The sequence below is a fragment of the Cuneatibacter sp. NSJ-177 genome, from assembly GCF_022867805.1.
Classification (GTDB): Bacteria; Bacillota; Clostridia; order Lachnospirales; family Lachnospiraceae; genus Pseudolachnospira.
The window spans coordinates 25,061-41,688 of record NZ_JALIFO010000004.1 but is presented as its reverse complement, the minus strand read 5'-3'; the positions used below and the strand labels follow the sequence as shown (position 1 = coordinate 41,688).

The 16,628-nt window shown below is 54.0% G+C and carries 14 protein-coding genes; 13 read left to right on the top strand and 1 reads right to left on the bottom strand.

The features are described 5' to 3' along the window. The first annotated feature begins 10 nt into the window (after window positions 1-10). The 9 genes from MUB23_RS07550 to MUB23_RS07510 all read left to right on the top strand — a co-directional run bounded on the left by MUB23_RS07550 (window position 11) and on the right by MUB23_RS07510 (window position 10,990). Window positions 11-1,534, top strand: a complete 1,524-nt coding sequence (locus MUB23_RS07550) for an amino acid adenylation domain-containing protein (protein ID WP_244799776.1) — start codon at window positions 11-13, stop codon at window positions 1,532-1,534. A gap of 2 nt (window positions 1,535-1,536) precedes the next feature. Then, window positions 1,537-1,767 (top strand): acyl carrier protein, encoded by a 231-nt coding sequence (locus tag MUB23_RS07545; protein ID WP_244799775.1) that lies wholly within the window; start codon window positions 1,537-1,539, stop codon window positions 1,765-1,767. Window positions 1,768-1,778: 11 nt separating this feature from the next. Further along, window positions 1,779-3,359 carry an MBOAT family O-acyltransferase gene (locus MUB23_RS07540; protein ID WP_244799774.1) on the top strand — a complete coding sequence of 527 codons (1,581 nt, stop codon included), beginning with the start codon at window positions 1,779-1,781 and terminating at the stop codon, window positions 3,357-3,359. Between the two features lie 8 nt (window positions 3,360-3,367). Next, on the top strand, window positions 3,368-4,453 hold the full coding sequence (locus tag MUB23_RS07535) for an SGNH/GDSL hydrolase family protein (protein ID WP_244799773.1): 1,086 nt from the start codon (window positions 3,368-3,370) through the stop codon (window positions 4,451-4,453). 31 nt (window positions 4,454-4,484) lie between these two features. Continuing rightward, on the top strand, window positions 4,485-5,018 hold the full coding sequence (locus MUB23_RS07530; protein ID WP_244799772.1) for a hypothetical protein: 534 nt from the start codon (window positions 4,485-4,487) through the stop codon (window positions 5,016-5,018). A 181-nt stretch (window positions 5,019-5,199) separates the two neighbouring features. Then, window positions 5,200-6,105 (top strand): DUF2156 domain-containing protein, encoded by a 906-nt coding sequence (locus MUB23_RS07525; RefSeq protein ID WP_244799771.1) that lies wholly within the window; start codon window positions 5,200-5,202, stop codon window positions 6,103-6,105. A 65-nt stretch (window positions 6,106-6,170) separates the two neighbouring features. Next, window positions 6,171-7,307 (top strand): GNAT family N-acetyltransferase, encoded by a 1,137-nt coding sequence (locus MUB23_RS07520; protein ID WP_244799770.1) that lies wholly within the window; start codon window positions 6,171-6,173, stop codon window positions 7,305-7,307. Between the two features lie 50 nt (window positions 7,308-7,357). Beyond that, entirely contained in the window at window positions 7,358-8,719 is a 1,362-nt protein-coding gene (gene rpoN, locus MUB23_RS07515; protein ID WP_244799769.1) for an RNA polymerase factor sigma-54, read from the top strand. A gap of 18 nt (window positions 8,720-8,737) precedes the next feature. Continuing rightward, entirely contained in the window at window positions 8,738-10,990 is a 2,253-nt protein-coding gene (locus MUB23_RS07510; protein ID WP_244799768.1) for a helix-turn-helix domain-containing protein, read from the top strand. On the opposite strand, the gene MUB23_RS07505 is transcribed toward MUB23_RS07510, so the two are convergent. Beyond that, window positions 10,969-12,027, bottom strand: a complete 1,059-nt coding sequence (locus MUB23_RS07505; RefSeq protein ID WP_244799767.1) for a TRAP transporter substrate-binding protein — start codon at window positions 12,025-12,027, stop codon at window positions 10,969-10,971. The genes MUB23_RS07510 and MUB23_RS07505 overlap by 22 nt on opposite strands. A 240-nt stretch (window positions 12,028-12,267) precedes the next feature. Between MUB23_RS07505 and MUB23_RS07500 the strand changes: the two genes are divergently transcribed. The 4 genes from MUB23_RS07500 (at window position 12,268) to MUB23_RS07485 (ending at window position 16,592) form a co-directional block, all read left to right on the top strand. Then, a complete protein-coding gene (locus MUB23_RS07500; protein ID WP_244799766.1) occupies window positions 12,268-14,166 on the top strand; it encodes an alpha/beta hydrolase family esterase in 1,899 nt (632 codons plus the stop codon). A gap of 148 nt (window positions 14,167-14,314) precedes the next feature. Next, window positions 14,315-14,716 (top strand): protease complex subunit PrcB family protein, encoded by a 402-nt coding sequence (locus tag MUB23_RS07495; protein ID WP_244799765.1) that lies wholly within the window; start codon window positions 14,315-14,317, stop codon window positions 14,714-14,716. Between the two features lie 9 nt (window positions 14,717-14,725). Continuing rightward, entirely contained in the window at window positions 14,726-16,288 is a 1,563-nt protein-coding gene (locus MUB23_RS07490; RefSeq protein WP_244799764.1) for a DUF3794 and LysM peptidoglycan-binding domain-containing protein, read from the top strand. A gap of 94 nt (window positions 16,289-16,382) precedes the next feature. Beyond that, window positions 16,383-16,592 carry a hypothetical protein gene (locus MUB23_RS07485; RefSeq protein ID WP_244799763.1) on the top strand — a complete coding sequence of 70 codons (210 nt, stop codon included), beginning with the start codon at window positions 16,383-16,385 and terminating at the stop codon, window positions 16,590-16,592. Window positions 16,593-16,628 lie beyond the last annotated feature (36 nt).

The following is a 16,628-nucleotide window of genomic DNA, read 5'->3' as shown; positions in this document are numbered from 1 at the left end:
GAGAAAACCAATGCAGCAGACAAATGTGTTAGAGTATTTGGAGCGGACGGCGCCGCGGGTGCCGGACAAGCTGGCTTATGCCAACGAGAATATGGGGCTGACGTTTTCTGAGGTGTATCGGGATGCGCGGGCCATCGGAAGCTTTTTGAGCCGGCGCGGACACTACCGGGAGCCGGTGGTGGTATTTATGCAGAAACACCCGAAAATGGTGGTCAGCTTCTACGGCGTGATCTACAGCGGCTGCTACTATGTGCCGATCGATGAGGAGATGCCGAAGCACCGGATTGAACTGATCTTCCAGAACCTGAATCCAAAGGCGATCATCTGCGACGATGTCACCAAGGAGATGGTAAAAGAATTCCACTACCAGGGAGAGATCTACCTCTATGAGGAGATGACCGCGGAACCCGCCGATGATGAAAAGCTCGCCGAAATCCGCCGGAACGCTTTGGACGTGGATCCCATCTACATTGTCTTTACCTCCGGTTCCACCGGGGTGCCGAAGGGCGTTGTGGCCTGCCACCGCTCGGTCATCGATTATATCGACAACCTGGCCGATGTGCTGGAATTCGATGAGAATTCCATTTTCGGAAATCAGACGCCGCTCTATTTTGACGCCTGTCTGAAAGAACTGTACTCCACGATGAAATTTGGGGGCACCACTTATCTGATCCCGAAGAATCTGTTTATGTTCCCGGTGAAGCTGGTGGAGTTCCTGAACGAATACAAGATCAACACGGTCTGCTGGGTGGTGTCGGCCCTGACGATGATCTCCGCCTTTAAGGCCTTCGATAAGGTAAAACCCCAGTACCTGCATACGATTGCGTTCGGCAGCGAAGTATTTCCGATCAAGCAGTTCAACATCTGGCGGGAAGCCCTTCCGGATGCGAAATTCGTGAACCTGTACGGTCCGACCGAGGGAACCGGCATGTGCTGCTATTATAAAGTAGACCGGGAATTTGCCCTGGATGAGACCATCCCGATCGGGCAGCCCTTCCACAACACGGAAATTTTGCTGCTGGACGAGAACAATAAGCCGGCAAAGCCCGGCGGGCCCGGCGAGATCTGCATCCGCGGGACCTCGGTGACCCTCGGCTATTATCATAATCCTGAAAAAACCAGGGAATCCTTTGTCCAGAACCCATTAAACGACGCTTACCCGGAGATTATCTACCGGACCGGAGACCTGGCCAAGTACAATGAGAGAGGCGAACTGTGCTTCCTTTCCCGGAAAGATTATCAGATCAAACACATGGGACACCGGATCGAACTGGGGGAGATCGAGGTTGTCGTCAATATGAAAGATGGAATAAAAAGCGCTTGCTGCATATTTGATGATGACAAAAAGAAAATTGTGTTGTATTATGTGGGTGAGGTATCTCCCGCCGACATGGTCCGATACCTGAAGGAAAAGCTGCCGCGGTATATGATTCCCAACTCTATGGAGGTCCTCGAAACCATGCCTCTGACGCCGAACGGGAAAATCAACCGTGTACTGCTGAAACAAAACTATATGAATAAAAAGGAGAAATAGGTATGGAAGCTTTATTAAACATCTTGAAGGAACTGCACCCCGAAGTGGATTTTGAAACATGCGATACGCTGATCGACGACAAGATCCTGGATTCTTTCGATATCATCTCCATCATCACTTCGGTGAACACCGAGTACGATGTGGCGATTCCCGCGGAAGAAATCATCCCTGAAAACTTCAACTCTGCGGAAGCTCTCTACGATCTGATCGAGCGGCTGCAGGATGAAGACTGATTGAGGTAAGTATGCTTTTTACATCCTATACGTTCATCGCTTTTCTGGCGGCGATGTTCGTCCTTTACTATTTGGTGCCTAAGAAATTCCAGTGGATGCTGCTGCTCGCAGGCAGCTATCTCTTTTACGCCTGGGCAGGCATCCACTTCTTAGCGTATATATTGGTCACCACCGTGACGACCTGGTATGCGGCAAAGCGAATGACGGTGCTCCAGACGGAACAGTCGGCTTACCTGAAGGCGCATAAAGCCGAGCTGTCGCGGGAAGAGAAGAAGGCGCTGAAGGCGGCGGGCAAAAAAAAGACCAGACACTGGATGCTGTTCTGCCTGCTTTTGAATCTGGGTATCCTGGCGGTTCTGAAATACACGGATTTTTTCATTTCCAATATCAATGGAATTTTTGATACGGACATTGCGTTCATGCGGTTTGCCCTGCCCATGGGAATTTCTTTTTATACGTTCCAGAGCATGGGGTACCTGCTTGACGTTTACCGGGGCAAATATGCGGCCCAGGACAGCCTGGGACGGTTTGCCCTGTTTGTTTCCTTTTTCCCGCAGGTGATCCAGGGCCCGATCAGCCGTTACGACGACATGGCGAAGACCCTGTACGACGAGCACCCCTACGACCACCACAATATCAGCTTCGGCATCCAGCGGATCTGCTGGGGCTTTTTCAAAAAAATGGTGGTGGCGGACCGGATTCTCGTGGCGGTGAATGAATTAATCAAAAACCCGGCAGACTATACAGGAGCCTATGTGTTGGCGGCGATGTTCTTTTACGCCATCGAGCTCTATGCCGATTTCACCGGGGGAATCGATATCACCATCGGAATTGCCCAGGTATTCGGCGTGCATCTGGTGGAAAACTTTGAGCGGCCGTTCTTTTCCAAGAACACCGCCGAGTATTGGCGCCGGTGGCACATTACCATGGGCACCTGGTTTCGGGACTATATTTTTTATCCGATTTCCGTCTGCCAGCCCATGCTGAAACTCTCCAAGGCTTCCCGTGAGAAATTGGGACAGGCCCTGGGAAAACGGGTGCCGGTTTATCTCTCCACTTCGATTGTCTGGTTTGTGACCGGCCTGTGGCACGGCGCCAGCTGGAACTTTATCGTCTGGGGAATGCTGAACTGTCTGGTTTTGATTGTCTCCCAGGAGTTCGAGCCCTTTTACGCCTGGTTTCACAAAAAGTTTCCGAAAGTGGGAAGGACCTTCTGGTACCGCTTGTTCCAGGTGGCCCGCACTTTCTGCCTGATGAGCGCGATCCGTATTCTGGACTGCTACCGGGATGTACCTTTGACCTTCCATCAGGTGGGAACGATTTTCACCGAGGGGAACTGGAATGTGCTGGTGAACGGCAGCTTGCTGGAGCTTGGCCTGTCGGCCGCTGACTGGGGCGTGATTCTGGCGGGCGTGCTGGCGATGCTGATTGTCAGCCTGATCGGCCGGTCGGGAAGCGTCCGGGAGAAACTTTCAAAGCAGCCGATGGCGCTTCGCTACGGAGTCTATGCGGCCTTGTTCCTCGGCGTGTTGATTTTCGGCGCCTACGGCATCGGGTTTGACGCCAGCCAGTTCATTTACAACCAATTCTAGGAGGAGTCATGAAGAAGAAACGGATTTTGACGATTCTCGTCGTGGCGTGCCTCCTGGTGGGAGGCTTGTGGTTTCTGCAGAAACTGCTGACGCCAAAATATATCAATGAGATTATCGAAGGCCGGCTGATCGCCGATTACTATGATAATGCCGGCGGAAACGATGTGGTTTTCATCGGGGACTGCGAAGTCTATGAAAACATTTCCCCGATTACGCTCTGGGAGGACTACGGAATCACAAGCTACATCCGGGGAAGCGCCCAGCAGCTGATCTGGCAGTCGTACTATCTGATGGAGGAAACGCTGAAGTACGAGAAGCCGAAGGTGATGGTGTTTAATGTACTCTCCATGAAGTACGGGGAACCTCAAAATGAAGCGTATAACCGGATGACCTTAGACGGGATGCGCTGGTCGGACTCCAAGGTGAACTCGATCAAGGCGTCCATGACCGATGAGGAAGAGTTCATCACCTACCTGTTCCCGCTGCTTCGCTACCATTCCCGCTGGAGCGAGCTTTCCGGCGAGGATTTCGAGTATTTGTTTAAGACCAAGCGTTCGTTCCACCAGGGCTACCTGATGCGGGTGGACGTGCGGCCGGTGACTTCCTATCCGAGCCCGACGCCGCTGCAAGATTATCAGTTCAGCGATACCAGCTACGAATATCTGGACAAGATGGTGAAGCTTTGCAAGGACAATGGCGTGGAACTGGTTTTGATGAAGGCTCCCAGTATTTATCCTTACTGGTATGACGAATGGGAAGAACAGATGGAAGACTACGCCGAGAAAAACGGCCTGCTCTACATTAACTTTTTGGAGCTTCTGGACGAAACAGGTATTGACTTTGACACGGATACGTATGATAATGGGTTACATCTGAACTTGTCCGGGGCGGAAAAACTCGCCAAGTATCTGGGGGCAGAGCTCCAAGAAACCTATCAGCTGCCGGATCACCGCGGCGACGCCCAGGTGGCGGCAAAGTGGCAGGAAAAGTCTGATTTTTACCATGAGATGGAAGCCGATCAGTATCGGGAGCTGGAAGAATACGGTTACTTGAAGAGCTACGGGGGCAGAAAGCCTGCTGGACAGGAAGATTAAGAGAAGAAAAGAATTTAGGAGGATGTACGAGATGAAAAAGTTTGCAATTTTGTTTGTGGCAATGCTGATTTTAGTCGGCTGCGGCAGTTCCGACGACAAGACGACGGCTGCGGCGGGCACCACGGGAGAAGCGGGCACTACGGCTGCGGCGGCAGCGAACAGCGGCGCGTCGGATGCGTTTGCGTTTCAATCCGGGGATGTGACCATTGCCATGAACGCCGAGGTGGCTCCGATTCTGGAGAAACTGGGAAAAGAAGTCGAGTATTTCGAGTCTGAGAGCTGCGCATTCAAAGGCCTGGACAAGCAGTATACCTATGCCAGCTTTATCTTAAAGACCTACCCGATCGATGGGAAGGACTATGTCTCTTCGATTGAAATCAAGGACGACCTGGTCTCCACTCCGGAGGGCATTTCCATCGGTTCTTCTGTGGCAGATGTAACCAAGGCTTACGGTGAGCCCGCGACAGCCGGAAATTACAGCTACACCAAGGGAGACAGTACGCTGATCTTTGTGATCAAGGATGATGCGGTTACCTCGATCCAGTACACTGCGATTACGAAATAAGATTTAGAACCGTGCAGACGGAACAGAAACGACGGGCTTTTGCTGTTTTCAGGCAAAAGCCCTTTTTAGGCAAAGAGTTCCTTCCGGCGGAACGCTCCGCCAAAGGGAAAGCCCTGACCCGATCCGGTCAGGGAGCCGCAGAATCTGCGGCAAGAATCGGATCCTCAGATAGGAGGAAAACATGAACCTGCACTTTAAATCGTTGGAGGCTTCGGATGTGGAGCTTCTGCGGCCCTATTTTGGCCTGCGCACCAACAAGACCTGCGACAGCGTGATTTTGGACAGCTTTCTCTGGAAAGATTTCTACGGCTGCGAGTTTGCTCTGCTGGATGAGCGGGCGGTCCTGATGCAGAGCCACACCGGCGAGGATTACGAGGCGTCCCTGCCGATCTGCCGGGCCGAAGACATGCCTCGTTACTTTGATATCATGGAACAGCATTTTAACCGGGACTTAGGCCGGAAGATGAAAGTCATCTTCGCCGATGAGGATGGCATCGCCGCCCTGAATCTTGTGCCCGGCCGGTATACCATCGTGGAGGATCCGGACGCGGCCGACTACGTCTACGACGCCGAGAGCCTCCGTACGCTGTCCGGAAAGAAATACCATAAGAAGAAAAATCACGTCAACGCGTTCCTGCGGGAATACGGGGAACGTTATGAATACCGCCGTCTCATCCGGGCCGACCGGGACACGATCTGGGAGTTCTTAAGCCGCTGGCGGGAACAAAAGGGAGATGAGGCCGATGTGCATCTGGATGGGGAAGCCGAAGGAATCCACGAGGTGCTCCGCCACATGGAGGTCCTTGGAACCTATGTGGCCGGCGTGTATATCGACGGCCGTCTGGAAGCCTTCACCATGGGCAGCTACAATGAGCGGGACAAGATGGCGATCATCCACATTGAGAAGGCAAACGCAGAAATCCGCGGCCTGTATCCGTTCATCAACCAGCAGTTTCTGGTGCACGAATTCCCGGATGCTGTGCTGGTAAACCGGGAGGACGACGTGGGCCTGCCGGCGCTGCGCAAGGCCAAGGAATCCTATTCTCCGATTTTCATGGCGAAAAAATATACGATGATACAAAACTAGTACACGGTAATAGGCAAACGCGGCCTGCCCTCTGGACGGCAGGCAAAATGCCGGTAGGAGGCAATATGCGGTATTTGGAATCAAAAGAGGAGCGCGGCCGGACCAGAAAGCTCTGGGAAGAGATCTTTCCGGAGGATTCTGAGGCCTTCCTCGATTATTATTATACGGAAAAGACCGGGACAAATGAAATCCTGGCCGATGAGGCTGGCGGAGAAATCGTTTCTATGGTACAATGGAATCCGTATCCCCTTTGGGTAAACGGGCGGATCTGGGACAGCCGCTATCTGGTTGCAGTGGCGACCCTGCCGGAATACCGAAGGCAAAAGCGAATGGCCCGCCTTCTCGAAGCCGGGATGAAAAAATACGCATCCCTTGGGATGCCGTTTTGCTGGCTGATGCCGGCAAAGGAAGAAATTTATCTGCCGTTTGGGTTCCGCTATGTGTTTCAAAAATGGGAGGGGGAACTTCCTTTTGGAATTTCAGCCGGAGACCTGTCGGTGGTGACCCTGACCGATGAGGATTTGACGGCCGCCGCCTTTTTCTTAGAGCGGGAGCTGGAGGACCGGTTCCAGGTCTTTCCGGAGCGCACGGAGGAGTATCTTCGGACTTTGCAGAAAGAGGTTGCCTCGGAGGGCGGCGGACTGGCCGCCGTTTTGAACAAAGAGGAGCTCGCCGGTGTGTTCAGCTATTGGCCGGGGGAGGAGCAGACGGAGATCCGGGAGTTGGTTGCAGACAGCCGGTTTCTGCCGGACGCACTCCGGCAGGGGAAAGAACCGTCTCCGGACTCAGAGAAGAGGGCCGGAGAACTGGCCGCCGCAATCCGCTCCTATTTCCGGAAAACGATTTCTGCGAAGGCAGCGGAGGGAACCATATCTGTGGTGAATACCGGGTGGCTGGGAAAGGAAAAACCGGCGATTATGGCCAGGATTTTGAACCTCAAGGCCTTTGTCCGGGAGATTCGCTCCTGGGGACCGAAGACGATCTTACTGAAGGTACAGGATGACATCCTGGAAGAAAACAACGGTGTATTCCGTTGGGAGCTGACATCAACCGATTCCCGGTTGATTCCGGCGCCGGACGAAGAGCCGGAGCTGGTTTTAACCATTGCAGAGCTGACGGAATGGCTGCTCGGCGGGAAAGAGCGGGAAGGCTATTCGGAAGTTTTTCCTTTCCAGGGATGCTTTTTTACGGAGATTGTCTAAGTACGGCGGATTGACATCGAAAACGATACGAAAGAAAAGGAGGCGTCCAGGTGGACTTAAAGATTTCTTTGGAGCAAAAGCAGGTACTTTCTCAGCGGATGATTCAGTCTGTGGAGATTCTTCAAATGAATGTACAGGAGCTGGACGGCTTTCTGAAAGATTTGTCTCTGGAAAACCCATTGGTGGAGCTGGAAGAAGCAAAGGAAGCCCCGGCCCCGAAGAGTGAGCTGCAGAGAAAGCTGGAGTGGCTGGAGGCGGCGGACGAGCAGAACCGGGTTTACTATGGACAGGAATACGAGGAGGAGGAGGAACGGGACGAGTGGAACCTTCCCACCGAATATGGGGAGAGCCTTCCCCAATTTGTACTGTCCCAGCTGATTCCTCTGGCGAAAAATTCCCTGGAGGAAAAGGTGTACCATTATCTGGCCTACTCCCTGGACTCCCGCGGATATCTGGAGGGGATGCCGGAAGGCCTGGCCGAGGAATTCGACCTGCCCCCCGCGGAAGCCGCGGAATACCTGAGGCGTTTTCAGAACGCAGATCCCGCCGGAGTCGGCGCGGCGGACTTGAAGGAATGCCTGAAGCTGCAGCTTTGGCGCCGCGGTGAGGACGACCCTCTGACCGAAGAGATCGTGGATCAATACCTGGAACTTCTCGGAAAGAATCAACTGCCGAAGATTGCAGCGCAGGCCGGGGCCAGCCTGACAGAGGTGGAGGAAGCGTGCCGGATCATCAAGGCGCTGAATCCGATTCCGGGCAGTGGTTTTTCTTCGCGGGAAAATCTGAAATATATTCTCCCGGACGTCACGGTGGTAAAGTTCCAGGATTATTTTGAGGTACTGCTCAACGATAATTCCTACTCCAAGGTACTGATCAGCCATTACTATGTCCAGATGCTGAAAGAGGATCCCAATCCGGAGACGCAGAATTATATCGGCGAAAAGCTGAAACAGGCGGAATGGGTGGTTTCCTGTATCCAGCAGAGAGGTAACACCTTGACGTCCGTGGCCCGGACGCTGGTGGAATGTCAGAAGGAATTCTTTGAGCAGGGGCCGGGGCACTTGAAGCCTCTCCGCCTGTTGGATGTGGCGGAGAAAATTGGGGTTCATGAGTCTACGGTCAGCCGGGCGGTGCGGGACAAGTACCTGCAGTGTACCTGGGGAATCTATCCGATGAACTATTTCTTTACCCGCGGCGTGGCGGCCGAGGGAGAAAAGGTTTGGACGCCGGAGCTTTTAAAGGATAAAATCCGCGGGTTGATTGAGGCGGAGGACAAGAAGAAGCCGCTCAGCGACCAAAAGCTTGCGGATTTGCTGAAAGAAGCCGGAGCGGGGATTTCCCGTCGGACCGTAGCCAAATACCGGATGGAGATGGGCGTGGCGGATGCCAGCGGGCGGAAGAGTTACCGGTAAGGCAGGAGGCATATTCCCATGAAGCGATTTCGATTTGCCGGCAGGTTCCGTTTTCAAAGTGTACTGATGAAAACGGTCCTGCTGCTTTTTTTATTCACAGTGCTGGCCTTTGCGTCGTTTGCGTGGGTCTTTCACACCGTGATCACAAAAAATTTCCGGGAGACCGAGTATCAGTCTCTCTTTTCTGTGCTGTCCAGGACCAGCGGATCGGTGGACACCGTGCTGGAGCAGGTGGAGGTCCGCATGGAGGAATTTTTGGAAGCTCCTTCCACCACCAGTTACTTGGTAGCGCCGGAGAGAAACGACTTTGAACGGATGTTTCGCGTCTCCACCGCCTTGGTGCAGCTGGGGAATAAGAATGATCTGATTCTCCGTACTTTTTTGTATCTGGAGAAGGAGGAGCAGATTCTCACCGACGGCCAGCAGACGCTGGCGGCCGTGGAATTTCCGGACCGCCATCTTCTGGAACAGTGGCGCTTCGTGGATTCCTCCGAAGGTCCGGCTTTCTACGTCGGAGATTCCCGGCTTTTTTTGCTCCAAAGTTATCCGGTACATAAACGGCTGGGGCTTTTGGTGGTGGAGTTGGATACCTCTCTCTTATTTCAGAAAATGCAGGGAAAGGATGAGTCGCTGTCTTTCTATCCTTATACCTCAAACGGAACACCGGTGCTCCCGGCGGAAATGAAGTACCCGGAGGCGGAAGAACTGTTGGTCTCCGATTGTGTGTTTTCTCAGGATTCCTGCCGGATCTATGAGACCGGAGAGGGCGGGAGGCTGCTGTGCCGCTACCAGTCGGGCCATACCGGCTGGAACTATGTCACGTTTCTGGATTCTGCGGTGTTCCCGCCGCTTTCCCGGCTGCTGCCGGTGGTGCTCCCTCTTTTCCTTGTGTTTGTGCTGCTGGTGTTCGGCCTGGCCCACCTGATCTTGAAGCTGCTGTACCGGCCGATGGAACAGATGCTTTCTTCCTGGGCCGGAGGAGAACCGTGTCCGGAAGCAAAGAATGAGTGGGATCTGCTTTGGAAACAGTATTCCTTGACCCAGAATGAGAACCAGGAGCTGTCGGAGCTTTTGCGCCAGGCGGCTCCGGCACTGACGGATCAGCTCTTTCACCGCCTGCTTTTGGAGGAGGGGATTCCGGAAGAAAGGGTAAGACAGACGCTGGACGCCACCGGCAGCCTTTTTTCTATCCGCGGTCGTTTCTTGGTGCTGGCGCTCCAAGCTTTTCCGGTGGAAGCGCGGCATACCGAGGTGGAGGAGAAATTGTTCTTTTTCCGCCTGAAAAGGCAGACGGAAATTTATTTTAAGGAGCGCTGCCCGTTCCATCTCACGGAGCTGCAAGACAATCTGCTGGTGTGTATCCTTTCCTTTCCGGAAACAGAGGCGGAGGCGAAGATCAAAGAGGCGGCGCGGATGTTTGAGGAGCACATAAAGACGGCGCAGCAAGGCGGCGTCTTCTGCATGGGCATGAGCCGGACTTGTCCCTCCCTTCTCCAACTGTCGCCGGCCTACCGGGAGGCCAGGCAGGATTTTAATTATCGAAGGTATTATCAGTCGGAAAAAGCGGAACCGGATGCTGTGTCCTCCGATGCGCTGTACTGGAAAAACGCCTGGTTAAAGGCGCTTCAAAAAGCGCTGGAAGGGGAAGAAACCGACGCCGGGCCGTTCTGCGGATTGATCAAAGAGCAGGCCGGCGATGCCTATGGAACGGCGATCTGCCAGGGGCTTCACAGTGAAACCTTAAGTTTTCTGGTATCCCTGCATCTGCCTCCGGAGGAACTTTCCTTTGTGGATCCGAAGGCATACACAGACGAAGATTTCTTTTCCCGGCCGGAGGCAAAACCCTATATGAAGGAGTTCCTGATCCAGTCCCTGCATTGCCTGATCCAGACCGGTCAAAAAAACCGCGTCCGTTATGTGGCCGCGGCGAAGAAGTATATGGAGGACAATTATGCCGACAGCAGCTTGTCTTTGGATGCCGTCAGCCGTTATATCGGGATCAGCCCCTCTTACCTTTCCACCTTGTTTTCCGAGCAGACCGGGCAGAATGCCGGTGATTATCTGAGGGGATACCGGATCGGCCAGGCTTGCCGGTTCCTCGTGGCGACCGAAGATACAGTTGCGGAAATCGGCTTTAAGACAGGGTTTAACTCGGCCAACAGCTTCATCCGCGCGTTTAAGAAGCGGACGGGGAAGACGCCCGGTCAATACCGGGACAGCAGCCGGAGGCAGCAGAAAGAAACGGAGGCTCAACCGCCGGATTCCAGATAGCCCATAAGCTCTTCCAGAAACCCGGCGCCGAAGCGGCGGCTTAGAAACTCGATCAAAATCGGCTGCATCTGTTCAAAAGCGCGCTCCCTCTCGCTGTCGGGAAAAGGCAAAACCGTTACCCCGTGCTCTTCCAAAAAATGATATCCGGTTTCCTCAAATTCTTTTGTTTTGGGGGCCATCTCGGCGATGGTCTGATCCGCCGCCTCCTGGATGACCTCCTGGTCCTCCGGCGAGAGGAGGTCCCAGGTCTGGGAGCTGATATAGATGGTTTCCAGATAAATCCGGAAATTGGTTTGGATCAGATAGGATTGCTGCTCATACAGCCGGTTGTCCAGGATGATAGACACGGTATTTTCCTGGGCGTCCACGGCGTTTTGCTGTAGGGCGAGATAGACCTGGCCGACATCGTAGGGCAGAACTTCCATACCGAACGGTTTCCAGAGCTCGCTTCCGATATCCCCGGAGAGCACCCGCATCCGGACGCCTTCCATGTCCTCCAGACTTCGGATTTCTTTTTTTGAGGTGACCACCCGGTAGGAGCCGGGCAAAAGCCCTAAAATACGGGCCCCATTTTCTTCGCTTTCCTGTTCCAGCTGATCCTGGAAGGCGGGATTTTCCTGAAAAAGAGCGTCCAGCTCTTCGGGTGAGCTCCCCGTCAGAATCGGAGCCCAGCCGAGAATCGGGATAATATTGGAGGGCCCGGCTCCGATTCTCATGTCAATGCTTCCGTTGGAAAAATACCAGCGGCCGTCTTCCAGATTTCCAAGCGTATCGTTGGGATAGAGATCCACCCGCCATTTTCCGCCGGAAAGACGCTCCAGGCGCTCCTGAAACAGAAGCGCCGCCTGCTGTGTTAAGCTGTCTTCCGCAGCGGAATGGGTCAAAATCAGGTACTGCGCGTCATCCCGTTCTCCCGTGCTCTCCACCGATTCCTCTGCTATTTTCTGAAAAACCGGTTTTGCCGGGTCTTGAACGCCGCAGCTAAAAAGGCAAAATACAGCCAGCCCGGCCAGTGCGGCGAAAACTGTTTGCTTCATGATCTTCCTCCCCATTCACGTTTCCACAATATACCCTTTCTTGAGTATACCGGACGAGTTAGGTTTCATCAAGCTTGGGATCTACCTTTTTTTCAATGATCTACAATCCTTTGCTTTTCATAAGAATCGTGGATCAGTGCAAAAAGATCCCATATACAAAGTTCTTCTTTTCTTTTATACTGCGGCTGTAACAAAAAATCCGCGGATGCAAAATGAAAAGAGAAGATGGAGGAGGAAGATATGAAGAGAAAGCTGTCCCTGTTGTGCACGGCTGTTTTGTGCGCCGGTCTGCTGTCTGCCTGCGGCCAGGAAGCAGCGGGCACCACGGCAACTCCCACGACTGCGGCTTTGGAAACGTCCGCTGCCGCAGAGACCACGGCCCCGGAGACAACCGCTCCGGCAGCCACGGCAGCCCAGGCCCCTGCCGCCGATGCGCCGAAGGTTCAGGCGCTGCCGCCCCTGGCGGAAGCGTCCTATGAGCTTGACCTGAAAAATCAGGCCAAACAGTATTACTATGGCCTCTATGAGCAGGAAGTCAAGATGGAAGATGAAAGCGTCCGCACCATGAAGGTGTACTGCCCCGACGGAACGAGAAGAGACTGCGCCGTCATCTATGTGGCCGTCCCGGACGGGGTGGATACGGCTTCTTTCCTGGCCCAGAGCGGCTGGATGAAGGTGGCGGAGGAGAATCAGCAGATCGTTGTGCTCTTTGAGCCGGAAGCGCAGGCCTGGGCGGCTGCGGAGACGGAGACTTCGTACATCGATGCGGCCTTCAGCGCATTTTCCCAGAACCTGTATTTCTATTCTTATGGCCAGGACTGCCGTTTTGTCGGCTACGGAACCGGCGGGGAAATGCTGCAGCGGTACATTATGACGCACCCGATCAATGCGGCTGCGTTTGTGGCGGTGGATGCCAGTGAGAACCTGGACAGCGCGTTTTTGACTGCCACCGGCGCAACCAAATACGAGAAATATGAAGACTATGAGATCACCTATGGGGAGACCCCGGTTCCGGTTTGGCTGATTTCCTCTTCTGTCACCGACCAGACCAAGGCCGTGGCGGATTACTGGAAAAAGGCGAATGACTGCCTCTTAGATCAGACCGTGCTGGAAGATGGCACCAAGGTTTACCATCAGGATCCCTACAGCAATTCTCCGTTTACCTATAATCAAAAGGTAGGCGAGGTTCGCGTAACGGAAAAAAGCGTGACCTACACGGATCCGGAGTTTGCTGCTGAGGTTTACGGCGAGTTCCTGTCCCGTTTTGCCAGAACCGGCAGCGGAAGTCCTTACAGCAACGTTCTGAAGGCAGCGGCGGACGAGTCCCGCTTTGTCTACACAACCAAGGAAATCGACGGCATCACCAGAGAGTGGTATACTTACGTTCCCACCACCTATTCGGAAAGCGGCGATCCCATGCCGGTTGTGATCTACCTCCATGGCGGCGGACAGTCCGGCCGTATGGGAATGCTCTGGTCCGACTGGTGGAAAGTCGGCGAAGAGAAAGGATTCATCGTGGTCTGCCCGTCGGCGGCTTTGCAGCCGGGGAAAGACGGAAAGATTCCGAATATGTCCTGGAACGGAGGCCAGACGGAAGGGTTAGCCGACGACGTAGCTTTCATCCGCACTCTGGTGGAGGAGACAAAGACGGTTTACCATGCGGACGCGGGGCGGTTCTATGTCAGCGGCCAGAGCAACGGCGGCCAGATGTCCTGCGTGGTGGCTCTGACGCTGCCGGATCTCTTCGCAGCCCACGCCAACACCGGCGCTACGGCGATCAAGGCGGACGATGCGCTTCCGGCCAGACTGAATGACGGTATCGAGATCCCGACGTTTTTGATGCTGGGCGAATACGACATCGACAGCCACGACCTGGACGACATGGAAAAGGCCACCGGCCATCAGATCCGTTACTTTGTTGACCGCTACGGCATAAAGATGGATGACTCCGGATCCTATGTCAACGGCACTTATACCAACCGGATCTGGCAGAAGGACGGAGTGCCCATGGTCCGCTTCACCGTGGTGGAGGGCCGGGCCCACAGCTGGAGACCGGAGGAAACCGTAGTATTCTGGAACGAGTGGTTCTCCCAGTTCTCCCGCGGGGAAGACGGTTCTCTCATCTATCAGGGAGAATAAACGGGACAGAATGCCATAAACATTTGATAAGCCAGAAGGCTAAAGAGGGCTTCCGCCGGAGATTCCGGCGGGGCCCTTTGCTTTTTTGTCATGTTTTTTCCTGTCCCGCATAAAATTCATAAAGGATAGGGATAGGGGGGAGCAGACCTTGAAACGAATTGTCACCATGTTCCTGCTGGCCTGCCTGATTGTGCTCGGTGCGGGCTGCGGCAAGGATAGCGAAAACAAAGTGAAGGATTTGGATTTTACGGTGGTACCGGACGGAGAGATTCCGGCTGAGCTGAAGGCGGCGATCGAGGAGCGCAAGCAAAACGATTTTAAGCTGACCTACAGCGCCGAGCAATATCTCTACCTGGTTGTCGGCTATGGCGCTCAGCAGAGCGGAGGCTACAGCATCCAGGTCAAAGAACTGTATCTGACCGACAGCAATATCGTGCTGGATACAGAGCTCTTGGGACCGGAGGACACTGCGGAATCCGGTTCGGAGGCGTCGTATCCGTATATTGTGCTGAAGATGGAAATGCGGGAAGAGCCGGTTGTATTTCGTTAGGAGGAGATTATGGAGTTAGAGAAAAGAAAAATCTATATGAACCGCCAGAAGGCAAGAATTGTGACGCAGGTCACAATCGACGAGGACCGGAATGTTCCGGACGTCAAGCCCGACATGGAGCGGATCATCCTGCAAAAGGGAGAGGTGGAGCCGGAGGAAGTCCGCTGCTCCGAGGAGAAAGGCACTGTCAGGGGCAAATTAAAATATGATGTCCTCTATGCGGCCGAAGGCGGAGGCGTCCAGAGCCTGTCGGGAAATCTGCCGCTCAATGAGCCGGTCCGGCTGGAAGGCGTGGATGACAAGGATTCCCTGACGCTGGATTGGACGGTCGAGGATCTTGACATCGAGATGATCCATTCGAGGAAAGTGCGGATCCGCGCGGTCTTGACCTTTACGATCACGGCGGACGGACTGGTGCAGGAGGGCCTGGTGACAGCGGCTTCGGCCAATGAACCTCTGGAGACCCGCGAGGAGAATTACCAGATTACCCGGATCGCCGTGCAGAAAAGGGAGACCTACCGGGTCAGCGAGGAGCTGGAGATCTCAGGAAACAAGCCGAATCTGGGCGAGTTGATCTGGCGGGAAGTGGAGCTTCGCGGAGCCGACTGCCGGCCGCTTGACGGCGCCCTGGCTGTCCGCGGGGAGCTGGCGGTTTTCGCCATGTACCAGGGCGACGGCGAACACATGCCGGTCCAGTGGGAAGAGTTTTCTGTTCCGTTTTCCGGCCAGATGGATCTGCCGGACAGCACGGAGGAAATGATTCCGGATATTGACGTGAGACTGATTCACAGTGATATGGAACCGAAGGAAGATGCGGACGGGGAGCTCCGGATGCTGGATACCGAGGCGATCCTGGAGATGCAGATCCGCCTTTACGAGACCGAAAACGTCACCGCCATCTGCGATATTTATTCCCCCGCCAAGGAAGCAGTCCTGACGGAGAAAGAGGCGGCATTTGAAAAAATATTGGTCCGCAACAGCTCCCGCGCCAAACTCAGCGAACGGGTAAAACTGCCGGAAGGGGAACGGATTCTCCAGATCTGCCATGGCAGCAGCCAGGTGATGGTGGACCGGATCGGAGTCACCGAGGAGGGCCTGGAAATCGAGGGCGCTCTCCATGTAACCGTGCTTTATGCGTCGGCGGACGATACGGCGCCGCTGCGCTCCGTGGATGCAGCCCTGCCATTCCAGCATTTGATGGAGGCCCGGAACATCGACGCGTCCTGTACATACCGCCTGAAATCCATGGCGGAAAACCTGAACGTCTTGATGCTGGGGGCCGATGAGGCCGAAGTGCGGGCCGGAATTGTCCTGGAGGCCATTGTGCTGACCAGGGAGGATATGACGATCCTGGGAGATGCGGAGTTGGTTCCCTACGACGAGGAAAAGATCCGCAAGATGCCGGGAATTGTGGGTTACCGGGTGCAGCCGGGGGATACTTTGTGGAAAATTGCGAAGAAATTCTATACGACTGTGGAAGGAATCCGGGAGACCAACGAGGGAATTGGGGAAGAAGTGAAGCCGGGTGAGCGGCTGATTCTGATTAAACAGACGGATGAGATTACGGCCTGACCGTAGGAAGAGGGGAAAAAGCGCGGCGAAGCAGAGGAGAAATCTGCGGACGGCCGCGCTTTTTTATTTTATGAAAGGGAGGACGGCTGGTTTTATGCTAGAAAACCATCTTTGGCTAGAACTAGAAATGGACAGAATAAACTTGATGATGTTAGCGATTTTGATTGTGGCTATTTTGTTTTACTCAAAGGATAAAGGTGAAGAAAAATGGCGGAACAGAATATGTACAGAGGATACCGAAAACTCCGGCATCCCCGTTTTATACAAAAGCATCAGGCAAAACGGTATCTTTACAAAAGAATGAAAATCAGTAGCAATCCCGATGCGTGTTGTGAATGAA